Source organism: Cyanobium usitatum str. Tous, assembly GCF_003011885.1.
GTDB classification, from domain to species: Bacteria; Cyanobacteriota; Cyanobacteriia; order PCC-6307; family Cyanobiaceae; genus Cyanobium_A; species Cyanobium_A usitatum.
The window spans coordinates 36,463-56,448 of record NZ_PXXO01000015.1 but is presented as its reverse complement, the minus strand read 5'-3'; the positions used below and the strand labels follow the sequence as shown (position 1 = coordinate 56,448).

Sequence of the window (19,986 nt, the reverse complement as noted above, 5' to 3'; positions counted from 1 at the left end):
AGTTGCCAATTCAGCGATCAGGGTTCATAGTGGATGAACGGAGCTGCGCAGTCAGCTTCCAAGCAGTCATCTCTTGACTGCTCCTGTTCACCCTCCGGAAAGGGTCACAGGACCTCCTGAGTTACACCACTCGGAGGGGCGCTACCCACATCCTCTAAAGCACTGTGGGTCTGATACTTCTGCAGGGTGGGATCCAGATCTCCTGCTTGAAAGTCACTCCAGATCTGGGCGCTGATGAGCTGGGCACGGGCAACGGCAAGAGGACCGTCCCAGCGACCCAGGCGGTGCAACCGCTGATCGATGGCATTGACCCGCACCCGCATCTGGATCGAACCGTTGTTCCACCGAAGCGTTGGCGCCTTACGCATCAGACCAGCGCGAAAGACCTGCCATGCCATGAACGACCCACAGGATCCAGGTCAAGTCCCCACTTAAACATGCACTTAGCATGTCGCACTAAGGACACGGTCTTATGCGCTAGAGATAGCTTCCGAGGCGCTTAACCGTTCTCCTATGCCCCTGAAATCTCAGTGCTGGTCCGTGGTTTGGCGCTGATGCACCAGGTCCAAGGTGTCCTCTATCAGCTGGGCCGCCTGCTCGGAGGTCATGGTGGGGAATCCGGGGAATGGCCAGGTTGTAACTGGGCCTTCAAAGGCACGCTGTAGCGGACGTCACGACCGCGCCAGCCGCTCCTCCAGCTCACCGCCAGGAGGCAAACGCCCCAGCAGTGAGAGAATCAGATCCAATCCAGGGGTACTCGTGACAAACGGCAAGGGATCTGCGCGCTCAGCACTGTCGACCCTGCTGCTTGGCTTCGGCGCCGTTGGCGGCTTGGCCCTGCTGGTGTGGCTGACGCTGGTGATGCTCGACCTCAAGCACCTCAACACCTCGGGCTTCACCCTGCCCTAGCCAATCCCCGTGCGGGCGATGTCGAGCACATCGGCCATGGAGCGGATCTGATTAATGGTGCTGGCTAGCTGGCTGGCACTTTCAAGCTCCACCCGCAGATCGATGCGGGCCGGCTTGCCGGGATTGGTGCGCACCCGGGCATCGCAGACGTTGATGCGGTGATCTGAAAGGCGAGTGAGGATGTCTTTAAGCACCCCAACGCGATCGAGCACCTCGATGCGCAGCTGCACCGGGTAGCGGCGCGGGCGCGTCTCGGAGGCGGAATTCCAGCGCACCGGCAGCCGCCTTTCGGCCGGCACCTGGGCCACATTGGAGCAGTCCTGGCGGTGGATGGTGATGCCATGGTTGCCGAGAGCCACCGCCCCAAGAATCTGCTCGCCAGGCAGGGGACTGCAGCAGCCCCCGAGCCTGTAATCGAGGCCCTCAAGGCCAAGGATTGAGCTGGTGCCACCCCCACCCACCGGCGCTTGATGCGCCACCTGGGCAGCGTGGGCCGCCACCTTGGCCGCGACCTGCTCATTGCTGACCACGGGGGCGGAGGCTTCGCTGGCCAGACGCATTTCCTCCCGCAGCCTGTTGAGCACCTGATGCAGGGTGACCCCACCAAAGCCGAGGGAGGCCAGCAGGTCCTCGGTGCAGGTGAGATTGCAGCGGCGGGCCACCTTGGCCATCGCCTCACCATTGAGCAGGGCATCGAAGCCATCGCGGCCGAGCTCGCGCTCGAGCATCTCGGTGCCGCGCTGGAGGTTGTCTTCTCGGTGGCTGGTTTTATACCAGTGGCGAATGCGATTACGGGCCGTGGGGGTAGCGACGAAATTGAGCCAGTCGAGGCTTGGATGGGCCGTCTTGGCGGTAACCACCTGCACGAAGTCACCATTCCGCAGAGGCGTGGCGAGCGGGCATAGCCGGTCATTAATGCGCACGCCCTGGCAATGATTGCCGATTTCCGAGTGGATGCGATAGGCGAAATCTACGGCCGTAGAACCCTTACGCAAACCCACCACATCGCCATTGGGAGTAAATACAAACACCTCCTCATCAAAGAGATCTTCTTTGATCGAGCGCAGGAAGTCGTTGCTGTCGGTGCCACCGTCATCCTTCTGCCAATCAACCAGCTGCCGCAGCCAGTTGAACCGCTCGGCATCTGCTCCAGAGGCGGCCGGCGAACCGCCCTCCTTGTATTTCCAATGGGCAGCAATGCCGTATTCGGCCACTTGGTGCATGTCGGTGGTGCGAATCTGCACTTCGATCGGCCGATGCCGGCCGATCACCGCCGTATGCAGGGATTGGTAGCCATTGGGCTTAGGCAAGCCGATGTAATCCTTGAAGCGCCCCGGGATCGGCCGGAAGGTGTCGTGCACCACCGCTAAAGCCCGATAACAACTCTCGAAGTTGGGGCAAAGAATCCGCAGAGCCGCCACGTCGTAGATCTCGTGGAACGCCTTCTGCTGGCGCTGCATCTTGCTCCAGATGCCATAAAGGTGCTTGGGCCGGCCGCTTACTTCGCAATTGGCCAAGCCCACGGCGGCAAGCCGGTCGCGCAGCAATTGCACCGTGACCGCCAGGCGCTCCTCGCGCTCGCTGCGCTTGGTGGCCACCTGCTGCTGCACATCCCGATAGGCCTCGGGCTCGAGGATCTTGAAGGCCAGATCTTCCAGCTCCCACTTCAGCCGGCCAATGCCGAGGCGATTGGCCAGGGGGGCATAGATCTCCCGGGTTTCCCGGGCGATGCGCAACTGCTTTTCGGGCTTGAGCGCCGCGATGGTGCGCATGTTGTGCAACCGATCGGCCAGCTTCACCAGCACCACCCGGATGTCGCTGGCCATGGCCAGGAACATGCGGCGCAGGTTTTCAGCCTGGGCTTCGGTGTGGTTGGTGAAGTGAATGCCGCCGAGCTTGGTAACCCCCTCCACCAGCGACCGCACCTCGGCGCCGAAGTGCTGTTCGATCTCCTCAGCGGTGACCTCGGTGTCCTCCACCACGTCGTGCAGGAAGCCCGCAGCGATCACGCCGGCGCTGGCACCGATATCACGCAGCAGGTCGGCAACGGCGACCGGATGAATGATGTAAGGCTCGCCACTGGCCCGATACTGGCCCTCATGAAGCTGGTAGGCGAAGTCAAAAGCAGAGGCCAGCAGGGCCTCGGCATCGGTGGGGCAGCTCACCCCCTGTCCCGGCGGCACATGCTCGATGCAGCGCTGCAACCAGTCCGGCAGGGGCACGCCGTAGTCGGCAGGAGTGCGGATTGGCTTGCGCACCAGAGCTGGAGCGGCCGCCACTCGAGTGGCTACGGCCGATGCATCCAGATTTGGGGCCGCCCTGAGCATTTAAGCCTGCGGGTTCCCCTCATCGTAGGCAAGTGGGGCCAAGCTGGTGGCCATGACCAGCCCCGTGCTCGCAATTGAGAACCTGGTGGTGCGCTATCCCGAAGCGGAGCGCCCCACCCTCGACGGCCTGAACCTGACCCTGGCGGCCGGCGATCGCCTGGCCCTGGTGGGTCCTTCCGGCTGCGGCAAGAGCACCGTGGCGCGGGCAGTGCTGCAACTACTGCCCCCGGGCAGCCAGTGCAGCGGCTCCCTGCTGCTAGCGGGTCAGGACCCCAGCCAAATGGCCCGTCCGGCCCTGCGCCAACTGCGCGGTGAAGCGGTGGGGCTGGTGTTCCAGGACCCGATGACCCGCCTCAACCCACTGCTGACGATCGGCGATCACCTGGCCGACACCCTGGCGGCCCACCGGCCCCGCTGGCAGAGGCGCCAGGTGCGACAACGGGCGGAAACCCTTCTGACCCGGGTGGGCATCGGCCCGGAGCGCTACGGCAGCTATCCCCATGAATTCAGTGGCGGCATGCGCCAGCGCTTAGCGATCGCCCTGGCGATGGCCCTGGAGCCGCCGCTGGTGATCGCCGATGAACCCACCACCAGCCTGGATGTGGCCGTAGCCGGCCAGGTGATGGCGGAGCTCAGCAACCTCTGCCGCGAAGCGGGCAGCGCCCTGCTGCTGATCAGCCACGACCTGGCCATGGCGGGCCGCTGGTGCGACCAGATCGCCGTACTTGATCAGGGACGCCTGGTGGAACAGGCGCCAGCCCGGCAGTTGCTGATGGCCCCCGCCTCCGCCCTGGCCCAACGGCTGGTGGCCAAGGCACGGGAGCGGGAGGGCGCCGAAAGTTTGCCGCCACCGCCAGCATCGCTACTGCTGGAAATCGAGCAGCTGCGCAGCTGGCATCCACTGCAATCCCTGCCCTGGCAAGCCCGCTGGCTTAAGGCGGTGGATGGCGTCAGCCTGCGCCTGCAGCAGGGCGAAACCATCGGCTTGGTGGGAGCCTCCGGCTGCGGCAAAAGCACCCTCTGCCGCGCCCTGATGGGGCTGGCGCCGGTGCGGGGTGGCACGGTGCGGCTGCAGGGCACAAACCTGCTCAGCCTGCGGGGCCGAGCCCTGCGCCAGGCCCGGCGCGGCATTCAGATGGTGTTTCAGGACCCGCTGGCCTGCCTCAACCCCCAGATGGTGGTGGGTGAGACGATTGCCGATCCCCTGCTGATCCACGGCCTGGCCAACCGCTCCCAGGCCCGTCAACGCGCCCGCGAACTGCTGACAGCGGTGGGGCTCACCCCCCCGGAAAGCTTTGAAAACCGCCTGCCCCGCACACTCTCTGGTGGTCAGCAGCAACGGGTAGCGATTGCCCGTGCCCTGATCCTGGAGCCCCAGGTGCTGCTCTGCGATGAGAGCGTCAGCATGCTGGATGCCGAGGTGCAGGCAGATGTGCTGGCCCTGCTGCGGGAGCTGCAGGAGCGCCTGGGGTTGGGGATGCTGTTTGTCACCCACGACCTGTCGGTGGCCAGTGGCTTCTGCCACCGGGTGCTGGTGCTGGAGGGGGGGAAGATCGTGGAGGAGGGCCCCGGCTCCCGGCTGCTGAGCGATCCCCAGACCGCCATCACCCGAATCCTGGTGGAAGCCTGCCCGCGACTGCCCACAGCTGCATGACCCTGCCTAACGCCGCCTGAGCACCGCCAGCAAACGCTCGAACACCTCCGGCAGCGGCGCTTCGCACACCAGCCGCTGCTTGGTGATCGGGTGATCAAGTCCCAGCTGTACGGCGTGCAAAGCCTGGCCAGGCAGCTCGAGCGGCAGCTTGCGGCAGCGGGAGTAGGTGGGGTCGCCCACGATCGGGTGACCGACGTGGGCGCAGTGCACCCGGATCTGGTGGGTGCGACCGGTGTCGAGCTTGAAACGCAGCAGGCTGTAATCCCCCAGGCGCTCTACCAGGCGCCAGTGGGTGCAGGCATGACGCCCCGAATCGTCGTGAACCACGGCATATTTTTTGCGGTCGACGGGATGGCGGCCGATCGCCCCGACGATCGTGCCGGAGTCGCCAGCCGGTTGGCCGTGCACCACCGCCAGGTACTGGCGAGAAGCGATGCGCTTCTGGATCTGCACCTGCAGCTTCACCAGGGCCTCCTGGCTCTTGGCCACGACGATGCAACCCGTGGTGTCCTTATCGAGCCGATGCACGATGCCGGGCCGCAGTTCGCCGCCGATGCCGGGCAGATCTGGGCAGTGGTGCAACAGGCCATTCACCAGGGTGCCGTCCTTGTTGCCAGGCGCCGGATGCACCGTGAGCCCGGCGGGCTTGTTGAGCACGATCAGGTGGGCGTCTTCAAACAGCACATCAAGCGGCATCGCCTGGGGCAGCAGGTAGGGGAGGGGCTCGGGCGGCGGCATCCACAGCGCCACGCTGTCGCCTTGGCGCAGGGGTGTCTTGGCCCGCCCCGTGACGCCGTTCACCTGCACGTAGCCCGCCTCGATGAACTTCTGAATCCGGGCGCGGCTCTGCTCCGGCCGCTGGGCCACCAGCCAGCGATCCAGCCGCATCGGCAGCGGCTTGGGATAGGTGAGGGTCAGCAGCTCACCTTCGCCCTCACCAAATTCGCTCATGGAGGAGTCAAAACCGGCAGCTCAAGCGCAATGGCCCCCAAGCGAGCGCAGCGAAAATCATCGAGCAGCTTGGTGGCCATGCGCAGGCTGTCGCCACTGGTGTGGCGCTCCGCAGCGGTCACCAGCCAGCCCTCCACATCCGGGCCGCCGCCGGGCAGCACACCCAGGGGGATGCCATAGCGCTGGCCCACCAGCCCAGCCGGCACGCCAGCAGCTGGCTCGGCTTCAAGCAGGGTGAGCAGCTGCAGGAAGGCCCGGGCTGCGGCTTCGTTGTCGTAGGCCGCCTGGCCGATGTCGTCGCACAAGGCCAAGCGCAGGGCTGCCTGCTGGTCGTCGAGGCGGGGCGGCAGCACGCCGGGGGCGTCGAGCAGGTCGAGGTCCTGGCCCAGCCGCACCCAGCGCAAGCTGCGAGTCACACCGGCACGGCGGGCACTGTCTACGACTTTCTGACGCACCAGCCGATTGATCAAGGCCGATTTACCCACATTGGGGAAGCCCAGCATCAGCGCCCGCACCGGCCGTGGCTTCATGCCCCGCCCCGCCCGGCGAACATTGAGGGCCACGCCGGCTCGGATCGCCGCCTGCTGCAGCTGCTTAACGCCGGTGCCGGCCTTGGCATCACACCACCAGCAGGTCTGCTCCTGGGCTCGAAACCAGGCGGTCCAGGCCTGGCGCACCGGCGGCGGGATCATGTCGACCCGGTTGAGCACAAGCAGGTGTTGCTTATTGCCGATCCAGCGCTGCAGCCGCGGGTGGGAGGTGGCCATGGGTATGCGGGCATCGCGCACCTCGATCACCAGGTCCACCTTGGCCAGGTTGGCGCTGAGAGCTTTCTCCGCCTTAGCGATGTGGCCTGGATACCACTGAATCGCTGGAGCGTTGACGCTGAGCGGAAGCGTCTGGGGCATCAGGGCACCACCAGCACCGGACAGGGAGCCAGCTGGATCACCCGGGCGGCGGTGCTCTGCTGATCGCTCTCGATCGCAATGCCGCGGGTGCCCATCACGATCACGTCAGCATTGATCTCATCTGCCACATCGCCGATCACGAAGGCGGGCTTGCCCTCCCGCTCGATCACCTGGCAGCTCACGCCGGCCTCTTCAAAGCGAGCGCGGGCTTGCTGCAGCAGGGCAGCAACCGCAGCTGGGTCGTCCTGCTCGGGCTCCACTACCGACAGCAACACCAAAGTGCTGTCGTGCTGCTGGGCCAGTTTCAAGGCCACCGCAGCCGTTTCCATCGCCTGACGGCTCTGGTCGATGGGAAAGAGAACGGTGTCAAACATGGGGCGTAATGCGGCTGGGCAGATGCAAGCCCGTGGCTTCAGTCTGGGGGTCCCTTCGTCGCCCGGCCAGGGCGGATGGCAGGGGGGAATCCGAAGCCTGGGCTGGCTGGGGCCCGCGGGGGCTAATCTCCCCCGGCAATTCAGTTATTCCATAACCCATGGCGAAGCGATCCCTGGCCAGCCTTTCGGCCGATGAGCTCCGCGGCAAGCGCGTGCTGGTGCGGGTTGACTTCAACGTACCGCTAGATGACGCCGGTGCCATCACCGACGACACCCGCATCCGGGCCGCCCTGCCCACGATCAATGACCTGAGCAGCAAGGGCGCCAAGGTGATCCTGGCGGCCCACTTCGGCCGTCCCAAGGGCCAGGTGAACGAAGCCATGCGCCTCACCCCCGTGGCTGCCCGCCTCAGCGAGCTGCTCGGCAAGCCCGTGGTGAAAACCGACAGCTGCATCGGCCCCGAAGCCGAAGCCAAGGTGGCAGCCATGGCCGAAGGCGATGTGGTGCTGCTCGAAAACGTGCGCTTCTTCGCTGAAGAAGAGAAGAACGACGCCGGTTTCGCTGCCCAGCTAGCAGCCCTTGCCGATGTTTACGTGAATGACGCCTTCGGCGCCGCCCACCGGGCCCACGCCTCCACCGAGGGCGTCACCAAGGCGCTCAGCCCCAGCGTGGCCGGCTACCTGATGGAGAAGGAGCTGCAGTATCTGCAGGGCGCCATCGACGAGCCCAAGCGCCCCCTGGCGGCGATCGTGGGCGGCTCCAAGGTGAGCTCCAAAATCGGCGTGCTTGAGGCCCTGATCGATAAGTGCGACAAGGTGCTGATCGGCGGCGGCATGATTTTCACCTTCTACAAAGCCCGTGGCCTAGCGGTGGGCAAGAGCCTGGTGGAAGAGGACAAGCTTGAGCTGGCCAAGGAGCTCGAGGCCAAGGCGGCCGCCAAGGGCGTGCAGCTACTGCTGCCCACCGATGTGGTGCTGGCCGACAACTTCGCCCCCGACGCCAACAGCCAGACCGTGTCGATCGACGCCATCCCCGATGGCTGGATGGGCCTTGACATCGGCCCCGACTCGCTCAAAGCCTTCCAGGAAGCCCTGGCCGACTGCAAAACCGTGATCTGGAACGGCCCCATGGGCGTGTTCGAGTTCGACAAGTTTGCCGCCGGCACCAACGGCATCGCCCACACCCTGGCCGACCTAAGCGGCAAGGGCTGCTGCACGATCATCGGTGGTGGCGACTCCGTGGCAGCCGTGGAAAAGGTGGGCGTAGCCGAAAAGATGTCCCACATCTCCACCGGCGGTGGCGCCAGCCTGGAGCTGCTGGAAGGCAAGGTTCTTCCCGGCGTGGCAGCACTAGATGAAGCCTGATCTGGAAGTGGCCTGATCCAGGCTGACCGCGACAGGGGGGCTCAGGCCCCCTTTTTTTGTTGGCGCTGGTCCTTGTCCCAGCCCGGCAAGCCAAAGCGGCGCTGAAGCTCGGCCCGTTCGGTCATCCAGCGGCGACGCTGCTCCATCGCCTGGTCCTGCAGGTTGCGCTGGCAGGTCTGCAAGGCATCGACGCCAAGGGCCGGCACCATGCAGCGCTCGGCCTGGCTCAGTTGGTCCAAGCGTTCGACGGAAACCCGCTGCTCCAGCTGCCGGCGGGCAGCGAAATAAGCCTGGCGCTCCTGGCTGCTCAATTTGGCCATCGCCTCGGCCTGCTGGCGTTGCATCGCTTCGCGGCGCTCAGGGTTGGGGCGCCTTCCGTAACCGGTGCCTTCGGCGAAGGCCGCAGCACCGGCACCACTCACCCCCATGGTTAACAAGGCGCCTACCAGAACCAGGGAGGCAGGGCGCTTTCCGGCTCTAGGCAAAAAGGTGTGCAAGAGGTTCATGGCTGTAGGTGAGGTGGGGTGGGGTGGGGTGGAGCCGCTTGGGGCGAATCCACCCCTCAACCCTGGACGCTCCATTTCACTGAAATGTGACTAACACGGCCGCAAGTTGTGACCGGATCTGACTGTGCACAACCGCAGCGCCGGCTGAAGCCGGCTTCAGCAACCGGAGATCACACCACCCAAGATGCCGCCCATCGCGGCCCCCATTGGCAGGCTCCAGAGGCGATTGCGGGAGTTGCTGGCCAACATCGCTCCCAGTCCGCCACCAATGGCAGCCCCGGTCAGCACGGTGCCCCTATTGCAGCGATACACGGGAGTAGGGCTATAGAGCTCAGGCTCAGAGGCGATGGGGTAGCCATAGGGACTCACGGGCAGGGGGGCATAGGTTCGGCCTCGGGGCGGACCGTAGTTGTCGTAGGCGTAGCGCTGACCGCCGTAGGCGTAGCGCTGATCCCCGTAGCGCTGATCGCCGTAGGGATAGGCCTGGGCGGCCTCAGGAGCCAGGGCTGCACTGCCGAGCAGGCCGGCCAAAACGAGAGGAAGAGCAGAGAGGCGCATGGTTGATCTTGCGGAAGGTGGTGTGGCGGGAGGTGGTGTGGCGGGGAATGGGATTCGGAGAAAGAAAAGCGAAAAGGCCGTCAGAGGCTCAGGCCGGGCCGCCCGGGCAGCTGGGCGGTGAAGCCCTGGCGGCCCATCAGAAGCTGCCATTCCTGCTGATCGCGCCGCCTCTGACGCTCCCGAGCCTGCTCATCGCGGCGCAGGCACTGGACGTTGTCCCAGCGCTCACGGGCGCTGCTGAGGCAGCGATCCAGTTGGTCGAGGCGCCACTGGGTCTGGCGATAGGACTGATCCGCCAAGGCCCTCTGAGCCTGAACCAAGCCGCGCTGGAGGCCCGAATTGGGGCCCCAGGGAGCGACGGCTCGACCTGAGAACTGGGGATCGGCCAGGGCGGAGCCGGCACTGACGGCGCCGCTACCCAACAGGCCCAGCACCAGGGCCAGGCGGGGAAGGGGAAAGGACTTCATGGGAAGAAGGTGGGTGAAATGCTGCAGCCTTGGGCTGTCACCCCGGAACTTTGCGGCGACCCAACGGGCGAAGTGCAACCGAGTTACCACCAACCTGTGACCAAATCCGACAGGCGCGGAGCGTTAGCGAGCAAAGTCAGCTCCCGGCCTGGCTTTTGGAGCTTCCCCACAGGGCGATTCCAAAACGAAATCCAAAGGCGGGGCTAGGGCCATTGCCGGAGCCATCGCTCTCCAGCCGCTCCAGCCCACCGCCGTGGGCGGCCGCCACCCGAGCGGCAATCGCCAGCCCCAGGCCGCAGTGGCCGCTGCCACCTCGGGCGGCATCGAGCCGCTGGAAGGGCATCAAGGCCTGATCCCACTTAGCGGCAGGGATGCCTGAGCCCCCATCCCAAAGCACGATGCGGAAGCCCGCCCCCTCAGGCGGCCCGGACTGCAGTACCAGCCTCAGCGGTGGTGCGCCGTAACTGCGGGCGTTATCGATCAAATTGGCCACGGCCCTGGAAAGCGCCACCGGCTGCACCACGCGCAGCAAGGGCTGCAGCTCCAGCTCCAGGGTGTCGGCATCCAGGCCCGCCGCCACCTCGGCCAGCAGCTGGTCAAGCGGCACCGCCACGGCCACCTCGTTGTCGTTACCGCCAGCGAACAGCAAAAACTGTTGAGTGATCCGCTCCAGGGCCGCCAAATCGGCCTCAGCCTGTTGCAGATCCACTCCCGGCAAGCCGGCCAAGCTGAGCCGAAAGCGCAGTCGTGTAATCGGGCTTTTGAGGTCGTGGGCGATGCCACCCAACATCACCGAACGCTCCTGCTCGACGCGCCCCAAGCGCCGCACCATTGCATTGAAGCGGCCGGTGAGCTGGCGCACGGTGGTGGTGCCACGCTCCTCCGGCAGAGCGGGTGGCCGGGCGGCGGTGCCTACCCCGCCCAGGGCCCGCTGCAGCTGATGCAGGGGGCGTTGCACCTCGATCCAGAAAAACAGCAGCAGTGCCACGCTGCCGCCCAGCCCCAGACCCGCCAGCAGCAGCCAGGGATCGGGCGGCCAGCGGCGGGCCGGCGGAATCGGCGCCAGCAGCCACACCGGCTCCAGCGGCGCCAGCAGTTGCACCCACACACCCCTGGGCGGCAGCGCCGCCGGCAGCACGGTGGGACAGGGCCGCAGCTCACGGCAGAGCTGCTGGCGCAGCAGCCATCCCTCGGCAGCCAGCGCAGAGTTGGTGGAGGTGGGCGGAAGGGCCCCGACTCGCAGGGACAGGCCACTGAGCCGGGCCAGGGTCGCCGGCGGCAAGCGATCGAGGGCCAGCTCCGCTAGGCGCACCTGAAACAGCACCTCGGGCCCCAACTGGGCAATGCGGGCCCGCTGCAGACGCTCGGCCAGCAGCGCCTGCAACTGGGCCGTACTCAGCAGGGCAACCCCAAGTCCCACCAGGCCGTAGCGCAGGGCGGTCCTAACGGCTGCGAGGTTGACCATCGGGCACGAATACATAGCCATAGCCCCACACCGTCTGCAGATAGCGGGGGCGAGCGGGATCCGGCTCCACCAATTTGCGTAGCCGCGAGACCTGCACATCCATGCTGCGGCTGTCTGTCACTGAATCCGGCCCCCGCGCCAGCTCGACCAGCCGCTCACGCGAAAGGGGTCGGTGCGGATGCTGCACAAAGGCCGCCAGTAAAGCGAATTCGCCTGAGGTGAGCACCGTGATCCTTCCCCCCTGCTCCAGGGTGCGGGCCGCCAGATCCAGCACCTGCTCACCAATCGTCAAGGACTCCCCTTCGGCCAGGGGCGTACCGGCCGGCAGGGCGACGCGGCGACGCAAAACCGCCTCAATGCGGGCGGTGAGCTCCCGCGGCAGGAACGGCTTGGCCAGATAGTCGTCGGCGCCCTGCTCTAGGCCGATGATCCGATCCACCGGATCGCCTTTAGCGGTGAGCATCACTACCGGCAGATCGTCACCGCCGTCGCGCAAGCGCCGCAGCAGGGTGAGGCCGTCGTCTCCCGGCAGCATCAGATCCAGCACCACCAGATCGGGACGCTGGCCTGCCAACCGCGCCATCAGCTGGGCTCCGTCTGCCAGGCAGCGCACGTCATAGCCCTGGTCGATCAGGTAGGTGCCCACCATGCTCCGCAATTCGGGGTCGTCATCGACCACCCAGATGCTTTGGCCTGGGGACATCGCGATGCCATTCCGGAAAGATTTAGTCACAGCTTGGCCGGAATCTGGCAATAGCGGGCAGCACAGGGCTGCATAGCCTGAGTTCATTCCCACCTAAGCCATGCCCACCGCAACCATGGTTCCTGGTGTTAGTCACCCGCTGCGACTTATCGCCAGCCGCCTGGCGGGAGTGCTGCTTTTGGCCACTGTCGTCAGCCCAGAACTGCCGGCACGGGCGGCCGATGAGTTTGAGGTGTACCAACAGCGGTTAGCGCAATTGTTCCGGCAGCTCGATCGCAACGGTGATGGCAGGCTGGAGCTTGATGAAGTGCGCGCCAACGCCTACCTTCTGCGCCACTTCGAGCGGCTCGACCGCGGCGGCAAGGGTTACCTAGTGCCCGGGGACCTGCGTTAAGGATCCAGCTGGGTCTTGTCGGCCACCACCAGCACCCGCTTGGTGGCACTGACGATGCCCTTGGGATGGACCAGCAAAATTGCCCAGGTCTGGGATCCCGGCGTGAAGGGAGCCTGCACCGACTTGAACAGGCCACCGCCACCCAATGCTCCCAGCTGGAGCTCAGGGCTCTCCAGAGCGTTCACCTGCTGACCGGTAAGGGCCACCAAACCACCCGCCGCGATCGCCCCCTCCAGGGGCTCGTCAAACAACGCGTCAACGTCATAACGCTGACCTGTGAGCACCGCATCCGGGATCAAAAGACTCACGGGTAGATCGGCCTCACCGCTGCGCATCAGGGTCTGCTCTCGAATCACTATCTGGCCATTGATGCGGCCCCCAGGACCGCCACTGCTGCTGAGCACCAGCTGTTGCTGGCCATCGAGCCGGTAGCGAGTAGGGCCTTCCTGCCGGCTGCCGGTCACCTGGAGCTGCACGGTGCTGCGCCCATCACGCAAAGGCTTGCCCGTGGTGAGCTGCCAGCGGGCATCAGGGAACTGCCGCAGCACGCTGCGCCTTCGCAGTTCCACCAGGGTTACGTCGAGCCCAGGACCGTCCTCCATGGCGCCCCTGAGCTCGCCGGTGCCGTTGAGGGCCGCTTCCAGGGCCTGGAGCTGAGCCGCACTGGGCCCGGCACCAGCAAGAGCGGGCACCGTACTGACCAGCAGGACGACGAGCCCGGCCAGGCTTCGGGGCAGAAATCGGCCAAGTAGCTGGAGACGCGGCATGGGGCGGCGGAAACCGCTTTTAAGTTAGGCATGCTTCAGCCCCAGCACCCATGCCCAGGCTCCTAATTGCTGCCAGCGGCACCGGTGGCCACCTATTTCCTGCTCTAGCAGTGGCCGATGCCATGCCGGCGGATTGGAACGTGTCGTGGCTGGGGGTGCCAGACCGACTGGAACGCCAGCTGGTGCCTAGCCGCTATCCACTGCACACGGTGCGGGCCGGGGGGCTGCAAGGCCGGGGCCTGCGCAAGCTGCTCAACCTGCTGCAACTGCTGCAAGCGGTTCGATCAGTGCGGCGGTTGATCCGGCGCGAACGCATCGCAGCGGTTTTTACCAGCGGCGGCTACATCGCGGCGCCTGCAATCCTGGCGGCCCGCTGGGCCGGCGTGCCGGTGGTGCTGCATGAGAGCAACGCTGTGCCCGGCAAGGTGACCCGCCTGCTGGGCCGGCTCTGCAGCCAGGTGGCGGTGGGCCTGCCCCAGGCCGCTGCCCGCCTGCCCCGCTGCCGCCCCGTGGTGACGGGAACGCCGGTGCGGCAAGCCTTTCTGGAGCCCGCCCCCCTGCCCGACTGGGCGCCCAAAGGATCCGGGCCCCTGCTACTGGTGATGGGCGGCAGCCAGGGAGCCGTGGGTCTCAACCAGATGGTGCGCCCCTTGCTTGCCAAGCTCACGGCCGCTGGCGTGCGGGTAGTGCACCTCACCGGCAGCAACGACCCCGAGGCAGGCCAGCCCCTGCCAGCCGGGGTGGTGGAGCTTCCCTTCAGCGACGAGATCCCCGGCCTGCTGCAGCACGCCGCCCTGGCGATCAGCCGCAGCGGCGCCGGCGCCCTCAGCGAGCTGGCGGTGTGCGGTACCCCGGCGGTGCTGGTGCCCTACCCCGCCGCCGCCGACCACCACCAGGACGTCAACGCCGCCGCCGCGGCCGAACTTGGGGCGGCCGTGATCGTGTGGCAGCACGGCCCCGCTGAACCGGCCCTCGAGCGCAGCCTTTGGCGGCTGCTGGGCCCGCGCCTGCGGGGGGCAGCAGCTGCTTGTGATCCCTTAAAGCAAATGTCTACAGCCATGGGCGAGCTGGCGGTGCGCGATGCCGATCAGCGAGTGGCGGCGATGCTCAGCACGCCCAAGGGTTGATCAAATCCAAACCCAAGTCGGCAAAGTCAGCCAAATCCCGAGTGGCGAGCTGAGCGCCATGGGCCAGGACAGTGGCGGCAATCACCGCATCCGCCGTGGCCATGGGCCGCGCCAACCGTTCACGGGCGCTCAACAGATCGGCGTACCAATGGGCCGCTTCACTGCTGAAGGGCCAAACCCTGCCTGCAAAGATTTCGGCCACCAGTTCATCCCAGCTCTGCTGAAGGCCCTGCTTGCGCCGCCCATCCGGAAGCCGGGCGATGCCATGCAGGATCTCCGCTTCATTCATGGCCGTGATCGCCACTCGTACCGGATCCAATCCATCCACCCAAGCCAGCACCTGGGGATGGGGCTGGGGACGCATCAACTCGGAGATCACGTTGGTGTCGAGCACGATCACTCCAGCCCCTCCCCAAACTCCGCCGGCCTGGGCTGGGAGCGACGGGCGGGGAGCTCAAGCTCAACGCCACCCAGCGAGGCGAAATGGGCATGGATCCGCTGGCCCAGGCCAGGGCCATCAGGCTTGAGGGCTCCCCAAGACAGGGCCTCTCGCAGAATCGTGCGCACTTCTTCCTCCATCGAGCGACCGTGGCGCGCTGCCTGGAGACGTAACTGCGCCTTGGTGGCCTCATCAAGGTTGCGAACCGTCAGCGTCGCCATCGAAATGCATGCAATGCAAGCAACGCTAGCGCCCTAATTCCTGCCGCAAGGCCCGCAGGATGCGGCGATTGTTGCGGTGGCTCTGATAGCCAATCCGCAGCCAGTTTTCCCCCAGCCCCTCGAAAGAGCGGCAATCGCGCAAGAGGATGTGATGGCGCCGCTCCAGGGCTTGGCGCAACGGCACTAGCGAATGCTCAGCGCGGATCAGCAGGAAGTTGGCGGCTGAAGGCAGGGGCGTGATGCCAGGCAGCTGGGCCAGCCGACGCTGCAGCCAGGCACCCTCGCGGCCGGTCCAGCGCTGCACCCTGCCGCACCAGCTCCGGTAGGCCGCCGGATCAGCCAGCAGCCGCTCCCCAACGGCGGCCGCCAGGCCATTCACCGGCCAGGGATCGCGCCAGGAAGCCCACTGGGCTAGGCGCTCGGGGTGGCCAAGGGCATAGCCAAGGCGCAGGCCCGCTATGCCGTAAAGCTTGGTGAGGCTGCGGATCACCACCAGGTTTGGATGCATAGGCAGCAGCGGGATCAGGCTCTGAGCCTCGCCACCCGGCACCAGCGGCAGGAAAGCCTCATCGGCGATCACTAGGTGAAAGCGCTGCAGCAGGGGCTCCAGGGAGGCGCGGGTCCAGAGCGCTCCAGTGGGGTTGTGGGGATTGGTGAGCCAAAGCACCTCGCCCGCCGGAGGTGCCGGATAGGCCTGAGCGGCACCAACTGCCGCAGACCCATCCACCTGCATCGGCAGCGGCTGGGGCCGCCAAGCCCCATCCCAGCAGGCCAGGGCCCGCGGATAATCGGCAAAGCCTGGCTGGGCCAACACACTCAGCCCTGCCGCCGCCGCATCCCGGGCCGCCCAGGTGAACAGCTCAGCCGCGCCATTACCCGGCAACAACCAATCGGGTTCCAGGCCATGCAGCCGGGCCAGCCCGCGGCGCAAACCTGCATAGGAGCGGTCGGGATAGGCCCGTAGTGGCGCGGTCAGCCCAGCCCACATCAAGGAGCGGCGCACAAACCAAGGCGGCCCAAAAGGAACCAGAGAGGCGCTGGCATCAAGCAACTGGGAGGGCCGGCAACCGAGCCGCGCGGCGGTGGCGGCCTGGTTGCCGCCATGGCGCTGAAGCGACCCCATTGGCATCAAGGCAACTTAAATGGCAGCGCCGTCACAATCGTGTTCTTCGCACCGGCTCCGTGTCCAGCCCCAGGCTGCAACAGCTGATCAGCGCCATTGGCCAGGTGCTGCTGGGCAAGGAGCAGGCGGTGCGGCTGGCCCTGGCCTGCCTGCTAGCCCGCGGCCATCTGCTGATCGAAGACCTGCCCGGCATGGGCAAAACCACCCTGGCCGAAGCCCTCGCCCGCGCCTTCGGCCTCGAGTTCAAGCGGGTGAGCTTCACCAGCGACCTCCTGCCAGCCGATCTCACGGGCATCAACGTCTTTGATGCCGGCAGCGCGCGTTTCCACTTCCAGCCCGGCCCCCTATTCAGCCAGGTGCTGCTGGCCGATGAGATCAACCGGGCCAGCCCCCGCACCCAGAGCGCCCTGCTGGAGGCGATGGCGGCCGGCCGGGTGAGCGTCGATGGGGTGAGTCACCCGCTGCCCGAGCCCTTCCTAGTGATCGCCACCCAGAACGGTCTCGACCAGGTGGGCACCGCCCCCCTACCGGAATCCCAGCTGGATCGCTTCTTGATGCGGCTGAGCCTGGGTTACCCGGATCGACGGGCCGAGCTTGATCTGCTCAGCGGCAAGGCGCTGCCGCCAGCCAGCCTGGAGCCCCTGCTAGATGGCGCCGGCCTGCTGGAGCTGCAGCGGCGAGCCGCCGCCCAGCACTGCTCCAGCGCCCTGCTCGACTACGTACTCGACCTGGCCGCTTTCAGCCGGCGAGCAGACCAAGCCGGCACCGGGCTGTCACCGCGGGCCTGCCAGGGGCTGGTGGCCGCCGCCCGGGCCTGGTCGCTGCTGGAGGGGCGGGACCACGTCACCCCCGCCGACGTGCAGGCGGTGCTGCCAGCTGTGGCTGAGCACAGGCTGGCTGGCAGTGCCGCAACGCTGCTGGCGGGGGTGGATGGACTTCGCTAGGGACCGGCAACTGATCAAACCGCACCGAGGCGAGCGGCTAAGGCTGGGGCTGCGCAGCCTCTACATCCTGCCGACCCGCTTCGGCTTGCTCTGGCTGGCGGGCGGCGGCCTGCTGCTGCTCGTGTCGATCCAAAGCCAGCGCAATGGTCCGCTGCTGCTGAGCTTCTTGATGCTGGGGCTGTGGCTGCTGGCCCTGCACCTCACCCAGTTCAACCTGCAAGGCCTCGAACTTGAAGCCCTGGCCCCCAGCGGTGGCTTCGCGGGCGAAATGGTCGCCTATCCGCTGCTCTGCCGCAGCCGCTGCCAGCGCGATGGGATCCAGCTGGGGCTGGCCGGCAGCGCAGCAACACCCCAACCCCTGGCGGCTGGCGAATCGGTGCTCTCGGTGCCTTGGCGCCCGGGGCGGCGGGGGTTGCAAACCCCGGGGCGACTGCGGCTGCAAACCACCGCTCCCCTCGGACTTTTTGTGTGCTGGACGCTGTGGGAACCGCCACGGCCCCAGCCCATCTATCCAGCCCGGCGGCCGGGGCCGGTGGCCGAAACCGCCTGGCCCGCCAGCAGCGACACCGCCGCCACCGCCGCTAGCAAGATCACCGCAGGTAGCGACGACTGGGACGACCTGCGCCCCCACCGCCCCGAGGACGGCCTAGCCCGACTGGCCTGGAAATCCCTCGCCCAGGGCCGGGGCCGCCAAACCAAAACCTTCGCCGATGCCACCCCTGCGGTGGGGCTACTGACGCCAGCGCCGGGCCTGCCGCCGGAGCGAGCCCTGGAGCACCTCAGCGCCGAAATCTGGCGCCGCAGCAAGGCGGGTGAGGCCTACGGCTTGGCCTTGGGCAGCACCCAACTGGCCCCAAGCACGGGCCCCGAACAACGGGACCGCTGCCTACTGGCCCTGGCCCTGGCACCTGGCGCAGCGCCATGAGTGGTAGCGCCCGCTGGCTGCAGATTCTGGGGCTAGGGGCCCTGGCGGCGGGTTTGGCGGGGCTGGATTTCAGCGCACCGCTCAGCTGGCTATCGGCGGGGCTGCTGGTGCTGGCGGGCCTGAAGCTGGCCGAGGCTCGCAGCCTGCCTGAGCGGCGACTGGTGAGCCTGCTCACCTTGATTGGCGGCGGTGTGCAGGGTGCCCAGCAAGGGGAGTTGCTGCCCAGCCTGCTGCAGCTGCTGGCCACAGCCCTGGGCCTGGCAGGGCTGCTGGCCCTGGAGGTGGGGAGCGGGCTGAGCTGGCGCGCGGTATTGCGCCGCAGCCTGGCGGTGCTGCTGGCGGCCCTGCCGGTTGCCCTGGTGTTGTTTCTGCTGGTGCCGCGAATCGAGCCGATTTGGCAAACGCCAAACCTGCGGGGTGCTGGCGCCACCGCCGTAACCGGCTTGAACAGCGAACTCGATCCAGGCAGCATCTCAAGCCTCGCTGACAACACGGGCCCGGCAGCGCGGGTGAGCTTCAGCAGCGGCACCCTGCCCGAGCCGGCCGAGCGCTACTGGCGCGTGATCGTGCATGAGCAGTTCGACGGGCAGCGCTGGAAGCAGCGCGAGCTGCCAAGCAACCGCCTAGTCACGTCAACCGGAACGGCTAGCGACCCCGAGAGCAAGGCCAGCAGCCAGGTGTGGCTGGTGGAACCCAGCCCGGTGAACGCCATGCCCTGGGATGGCAGCGGCCGGGCCAACCCCAACCAGTTGCGGGTGAATCGCAACGGCGAACTGCAGCCCCTCCAAGCCAGCCGAGAGCGCCAGGCCTATTTGGTGAGGGCCACGGGCAGCCCCCAGCCGTGGCAGCAACGGCAGCCGAGCCCGGCCGATCTGGAGCTACCCGCCGGCAGCAATCCCCAGCTGGAGGCCCTTGGGGCCAGCTGGCGTGATCTGGCAACGCCCGAGCAACGGCTGGCCGCTGCCAAGCAATGGTTTACGCAGCAGGATTTCCGCTACAGCCGTACTCCTGGTACCCAACGGGGGCTGGATGTATTTCTGTTTGAAAGGCGAGAAGGCTTCTGCGGCCACTACGCCAGCGCCTTCACGGCCCTGATGCGCGCCGCGGGGGTGCCGGCCCGGGTGGTGAGCGGCTATCTGGGCGGCACCTGGGTGCGGCCGCTCAGCGGAGCGCCCTACCTCGATCTGCGCCATAGCAACGCCCACGCCTGGAGCGAGGTGTGGCTGCCTGGCCAGGGTTGGCAACGCATCGACCCAAGCGCTTGGGCAACGGCCCCAGCCAGCCAGGCTGAAGGCAGCGAAGCAGGCGGCAGCACCAACCCCATTGGCTCCTGGCTGCAGTGGCTGCAGTGGCAGTGGTGGGGCCTCGACCTGGCCTGGAGCCGCTGGTGGCTGGGCTTCGATCAAGCCGGGCAGGAAGCATTGCTGCAACGGCTATTTGGCGACCAACGCCAATGGCTGGGCGCCGTGGTGCTTGGGGCGGTGGCTGGCTTGCTTGCTCTGGCGCTGGCCTGGCTGCAGTGGCTGCAGCAGCCAGCTAGCCGAGATCAAATAAGCCGTGAGCTTCAAGCTGTGGTGAAACACCTGAGGAGGGCTGGCGTTGAGGTGGAGCCAGGTGAAAGCTTCGAGCAGCTCTGCAATCGGGCAAGTCGACTGCTGCCAGCCAGCGCTTCAAACCTCCAGGAGTTGGCAAGGTGCCACAACCTGCTGCGCTACGCCGCATTAGGCAAGCAAGAGAGGTTGCAGCAGTGGGCCGCCTGGCGAACAGCACTGCGAACCATTAATAAAGCCACCAAAAGCACGCTATAAGCATGGCAATGGTGGGATATGCCTTGCAGTACAGCTCAGTTAATCTGAATAA

The 19,986-nt window shown here is 66.6% G+C and carries 22 protein-coding genes; 8 read left to right on the top strand and 14 right to left on the bottom strand.

Going from position 1 to position 19,986, the window contains the following annotated elements; genetic code table 11:
- Positions 1 to 104 precede the first annotated feature (104 nt).
- Positions 105 to 398: a hypothetical protein gene (locus C7K55_RS11680; protein ID WP_106632903.1), complete on the bottom strand. Its 294-nt coding sequence runs from the start codon at positions 396 to 398 to the stop codon at positions 105 to 107.
- Positions 399 to 759: 361 nt separating this feature from the next.
- On the opposite strand from C7K55_RS11680, the gene C7K55_RS13825 reads away from it, so the two are divergent.
- The gene (locus C7K55_RS13825) at positions 760 to 909 is read left to right on the top strand and encodes a hypothetical protein (RefSeq protein WP_193486314.1); all 150 of its coding nucleotides are present in this window, start codon (positions 760 to 762) and stop codon (positions 907 to 909) included.
- Here C7K55_RS13825 and C7K55_RS11675 read toward each other — a convergent pair.
- The gene (locus C7K55_RS11675; protein ID WP_106632902.1) at positions 906 to 3,236 is read right to left on the bottom strand and encodes a RelA/SpoT family protein; all 2,331 of its coding nucleotides are present in this window, start codon (positions 3,234 to 3,236) and stop codon (positions 906 to 908) included. The genes C7K55_RS13825 and C7K55_RS11675 overlap by 4 nt on opposite strands.
- Positions 3,237 to 3,288: 52 nt before the next feature.
- Between C7K55_RS11675 and C7K55_RS11670 the strand changes: the two genes are divergently transcribed.
- A complete protein-coding gene (locus C7K55_RS11670; protein ID WP_106632901.1) occupies positions 3,289 to 4,890 on the top strand; it encodes an ABC transporter ATP-binding protein in 1,602 nt (533 codons plus the stop codon).
- Positions 4,891 to 4,896: 6 nt separating this feature from the next.
- On the opposite strand, the gene C7K55_RS11665 is transcribed toward C7K55_RS11670, so the two are convergent.
- The 3 genes from C7K55_RS11665 to C7K55_RS11655 are packed head-to-tail and all read right to left on the bottom strand — an operon-like array spanning position 4,897 to position 7,123.
- Positions 4,897 to 5,841: an RluA family pseudouridine synthase gene (locus tag C7K55_RS11665; protein ID WP_106632900.1), complete on the bottom strand. Its 945-nt coding sequence runs from the start codon at positions 5,839 to 5,841 to the stop codon at positions 4,897 to 4,899.
- Positions 5,838 to 6,749 (bottom strand): ribosome biogenesis GTPase YlqF, encoded by a 912-nt coding sequence (gene ylqF / locus C7K55_RS11660; protein WP_106632899.1) that lies wholly within the window; start codon positions 6,747 to 6,749, stop codon positions 5,838 to 5,840. The genes C7K55_RS11665 and ylqF overlap by 4 nt, the downstream gene beginning before the upstream one ends.
- Entirely contained in the window at positions 6,749 to 7,123 is a 375-nt protein-coding gene (locus tag C7K55_RS11655; protein WP_106632898.1) for a universal stress protein, read from the bottom strand. Before C7K55_RS11655 ends, ylqF begins: the two co-directional genes overlap by 1 nt.
- Positions 7,124 to 7,281: 158 nt before the next feature.
- Between C7K55_RS11655 and C7K55_RS11650 the strand changes: the two genes are divergently transcribed.
- Entirely contained in the window at positions 7,282 to 8,487 is a 1,206-nt protein-coding gene (locus C7K55_RS11650; protein WP_106632897.1) for a phosphoglycerate kinase, read from the top strand.
- 41 nt (positions 8,488 to 8,528) lie between these two features.
- On the opposite strand, the gene C7K55_RS11645 is transcribed toward C7K55_RS11650, so the two are convergent.
- The 5 genes from C7K55_RS11645 to C7K55_RS11625 all read right to left on the bottom strand — a co-directional run bounded on the left by C7K55_RS11645 (position 8,529) and on the right by C7K55_RS11625 (position 12,186).
- Positions 8,529 to 8,993, bottom strand: coding sequence for a hypothetical protein (locus C7K55_RS11645; RefSeq protein ID WP_106632896.1), 465 nt, complete (start codon positions 8,991 to 8,993; stop codon positions 8,529 to 8,531).
- Between the two features lie 156 nt (positions 8,994 to 9,149).
- Positions 9,150 to 9,551: a glycine zipper 2TM domain-containing protein gene (locus C7K55_RS11640; protein ID WP_127432031.1), complete on the bottom strand. Its 402-nt coding sequence runs from the start codon at positions 9,549 to 9,551 to the stop codon at positions 9,150 to 9,152.
- An 80-nt stretch (positions 9,552 to 9,631) separates the two neighbouring features.
- Complete coding sequence (locus C7K55_RS11635; protein ID WP_106632894.1) at positions 9,632 to 10,018, bottom strand: hypothetical protein; 387 nt, start codon at positions 10,016 to 10,018, stop codon at positions 9,632 to 9,634.
- 136 nt (positions 10,019 to 10,154) lie between these two features.
- A complete protein-coding gene (locus C7K55_RS11630) occupies positions 10,155 to 11,483 on the bottom strand; it encodes an ATP-binding protein (protein ID WP_106632893.1) in 1,329 nt (442 codons plus the stop codon).
- A complete protein-coding gene (locus tag C7K55_RS11625) occupies positions 11,461 to 12,186 on the bottom strand; it encodes a response regulator (protein WP_106632909.1) in 726 nt (241 codons plus the stop codon). Before C7K55_RS11625 ends, C7K55_RS11630 begins: the two co-directional genes overlap by 23 nt.
- A 100-nt stretch (positions 12,187 to 12,286) precedes the next feature.
- On the opposite strand from C7K55_RS11625, the gene C7K55_RS11620 reads away from it, so the two are divergent.
- On the top strand, positions 12,287 to 12,580 hold the full coding sequence (locus C7K55_RS11620) for an EF-hand domain-containing protein (RefSeq protein WP_106632892.1): 294 nt from the start codon (positions 12,287 to 12,289) through the stop codon (positions 12,578 to 12,580).
- On the opposite strand, the gene C7K55_RS11615 is transcribed toward C7K55_RS11620, so the two are convergent.
- Positions 12,577 to 13,347: a hypothetical protein gene (locus C7K55_RS11615; RefSeq protein ID WP_241518344.1), complete on the bottom strand. Its 771-nt coding sequence runs from the start codon at positions 13,345 to 13,347 to the stop codon at positions 12,577 to 12,579. The two genes, C7K55_RS11620 and C7K55_RS11615, sit on opposite strands and share 4 nt — an antisense overlap.
- 50 nt (positions 13,348 to 13,397) lie before the next feature.
- On the opposite strand from C7K55_RS11615, the gene C7K55_RS11610 reads away from it, so the two are divergent.
- Positions 13,398 to 14,474, top strand: coding sequence for a UDP-N-acetylglucosamine--N-acetylmuramyl-(pentapeptide) pyrophosphoryl-undecaprenol N-acetylglucosamine transferase (locus C7K55_RS11610; protein ID WP_106632891.1), 1,077 nt, complete (start codon positions 13,398 to 13,400; stop codon positions 14,472 to 14,474).
- Here C7K55_RS11610 and C7K55_RS11605 read toward each other — a convergent pair.
- The 3 genes from C7K55_RS11605 to C7K55_RS11595 are packed head-to-tail and all read right to left on the bottom strand — an operon-like array spanning position 14,455 to position 16,257.
- Positions 14,455 to 14,874, bottom strand: a complete 420-nt coding sequence (locus C7K55_RS11605) for a type II toxin-antitoxin system VapC family toxin (RefSeq protein WP_106632890.1) — start codon at positions 14,872 to 14,874, stop codon at positions 14,455 to 14,457. The genes C7K55_RS11610 and C7K55_RS11605 overlap by 20 nt on opposite strands.
- Entirely contained in the window at positions 14,871 to 15,134 is a 264-nt protein-coding gene (locus tag C7K55_RS11600; protein WP_106632889.1) for a FitA-like ribbon-helix-helix domain-containing protein, read from the bottom strand. Before C7K55_RS11600 ends, C7K55_RS11605 begins: the two co-directional genes overlap by 4 nt.
- A gap of 25 nt (positions 15,135 to 15,159) precedes the next feature.
- Positions 15,160 to 16,257, bottom strand: a complete 1,098-nt coding sequence (locus C7K55_RS11595; RefSeq protein ID WP_106632888.1) for a pyridoxal phosphate-dependent aminotransferase — start codon at positions 16,255 to 16,257, stop codon at positions 15,160 to 15,162.
- A gap of 59 nt (positions 16,258 to 16,316) precedes the next feature.
- On the opposite strand from C7K55_RS11595, the gene C7K55_RS11590 reads away from it, so the two are divergent.
- Genes C7K55_RS11590 through C7K55_RS11580 form a run of 3 tightly spaced genes read left to right on the top strand, consistent with a single transcriptional unit; the run spans position 16,317 to position 19,934 of the window.
- Positions 16,317 to 17,201: an AAA family ATPase gene (locus C7K55_RS11590; RefSeq protein ID WP_106632887.1), complete on the top strand. Its 885-nt coding sequence runs from the start codon at positions 16,317 to 16,319 to the stop codon at positions 17,199 to 17,201.
- Positions 17,188 to 18,126 (top strand): hypothetical protein, encoded by a 939-nt coding sequence (locus C7K55_RS11585; RefSeq protein WP_106632886.1) that lies wholly within the window; start codon positions 17,188 to 17,190, stop codon positions 18,124 to 18,126. The genes C7K55_RS11590 and C7K55_RS11585 overlap by 14 nt, the downstream gene beginning before the upstream one ends.
- Positions 18,123 to 19,934 (top strand): transglutaminase TgpA family protein, encoded by a 1,812-nt coding sequence (locus tag C7K55_RS11580; protein WP_106632885.1) that lies wholly within the window; start codon positions 18,123 to 18,125, stop codon positions 19,932 to 19,934. The genes C7K55_RS11585 and C7K55_RS11580 overlap by 4 nt, the downstream gene beginning before the upstream one ends.
- The last annotated feature ends 52 nt before the right edge of the window (positions 19,935 to 19,986 follow it).

Bases quoted from the DNA above. Each gene is read 5' to 3' on its own strand.
- C7K55_RS11645 (WP_106632896.1), bottom strand. From the start codon at position 8,993: ATGAACCTCTTGCACACCTTTTTGCCTAGAGCCGGAAAGCGCCCTGCC.
- C7K55_RS11655 (WP_106632898.1), bottom strand. From the start codon at position 7,123: ATGTTTGACACCGTTCTCTTTCCCATCGACCAGAGCCGTCAGGCGATG.
- C7K55_RS11675 (WP_106632902.1), bottom strand. From the start codon at position 3,236: ATGCTCAGGGCGGCCCCAAATCTGGATGCATCGGCCGTAGCCACTCGA.
- C7K55_RS11670 (WP_106632901.1), top strand. From the start codon at position 3,289: ATGACCAGCCCCGTGCTCGCAATTGAGAACCTGGTGGTGCGCTATCCC.
- C7K55_RS11635 (WP_106632894.1), bottom strand. From the start codon at position 10,018: ATGAAGTCCTTTCCCCTTCCCCGCCTGGCCCTGGTGCTGGGCCTGTTG.
- C7K55_RS11620 (WP_106632892.1), top strand. From the start codon at position 12,287: ATGCCCACCGCAACCATGGTTCCTGGTGTTAGTCACCCGCTGCGACTT.
- ylqF (WP_106632899.1), bottom strand. From the start codon at position 6,749: ATGCCCCAGACGCTTCCGCTCAGCGTCAACGCTCCAGCGATTCAGTGG.
- C7K55_RS11650 (WP_106632897.1), top strand. From the start codon at position 7,282: ATGGCGAAGCGATCCCTGGCCAGCCTTTCGGCCGATGAGCTCCGCGGC.
- C7K55_RS11585 (WP_106632886.1), top strand. From the start codon at position 17,188: ATGGACTTCGCTAGGGACCGGCAACTGATCAAACCGCACCGAGGCGAG.
- C7K55_RS11680 (WP_106632903.1), bottom strand. From the start codon at position 398: ATGGCATGGCAGGTCTTTCGCGCTGGTCTGATGCGTAAGGCGCCAACG.
- C7K55_RS11615 (WP_241518344.1), bottom strand. From the start codon at position 13,347: ATGCCGCGTCTCCAGCTACTTGGCCGATTTCTGCCCCGAAGCCTGGCC.
- C7K55_RS11640 (WP_127432031.1), bottom strand. From the start codon at position 9,551: ATGCGCCTCTCTGCTCTTCCTCTCGTTTTGGCCGGCCTGCTCGGCAGT.
- C7K55_RS11600 (WP_106632889.1), bottom strand. From the start codon at position 15,134: ATGGCGACGCTGACGGTTCGCAACCTTGATGAGGCCACCAAGGCGCAG.
- C7K55_RS11580 (WP_106632885.1), top strand. From the start codon at position 18,123: ATGAGTGGTAGCGCCCGCTGGCTGCAGATTCTGGGGCTAGGGGCCCTG.
- C7K55_RS11630 (WP_106632893.1), bottom strand. From the start codon at position 11,483: ATGGTCAACCTCGCAGCCGTTAGGACCGCCCTGCGCTACGGCCTGGTG.
- C7K55_RS11595 (WP_106632888.1), bottom strand. From the start codon at position 16,257: ATGGGGTCGCTTCAGCGCCATGGCGGCAACCAGGCCGCCACCGCCGCG.
- C7K55_RS11665 (WP_106632900.1), bottom strand. From the start codon at position 5,841: ATGAGCGAATTTGGTGAGGGCGAAGGTGAGCTGCTGACCCTCACCTAT.
- C7K55_RS11625 (WP_106632909.1), bottom strand. From the start codon at position 12,186: ATGTCCCCAGGCCAAAGCATCTGGGTGGTCGATGACGACCCCGAATTG.
- C7K55_RS11610 (WP_106632891.1), top strand. From the start codon at position 13,398: ATGCCCAGGCTCCTAATTGCTGCCAGCGGCACCGGTGGCCACCTATTT.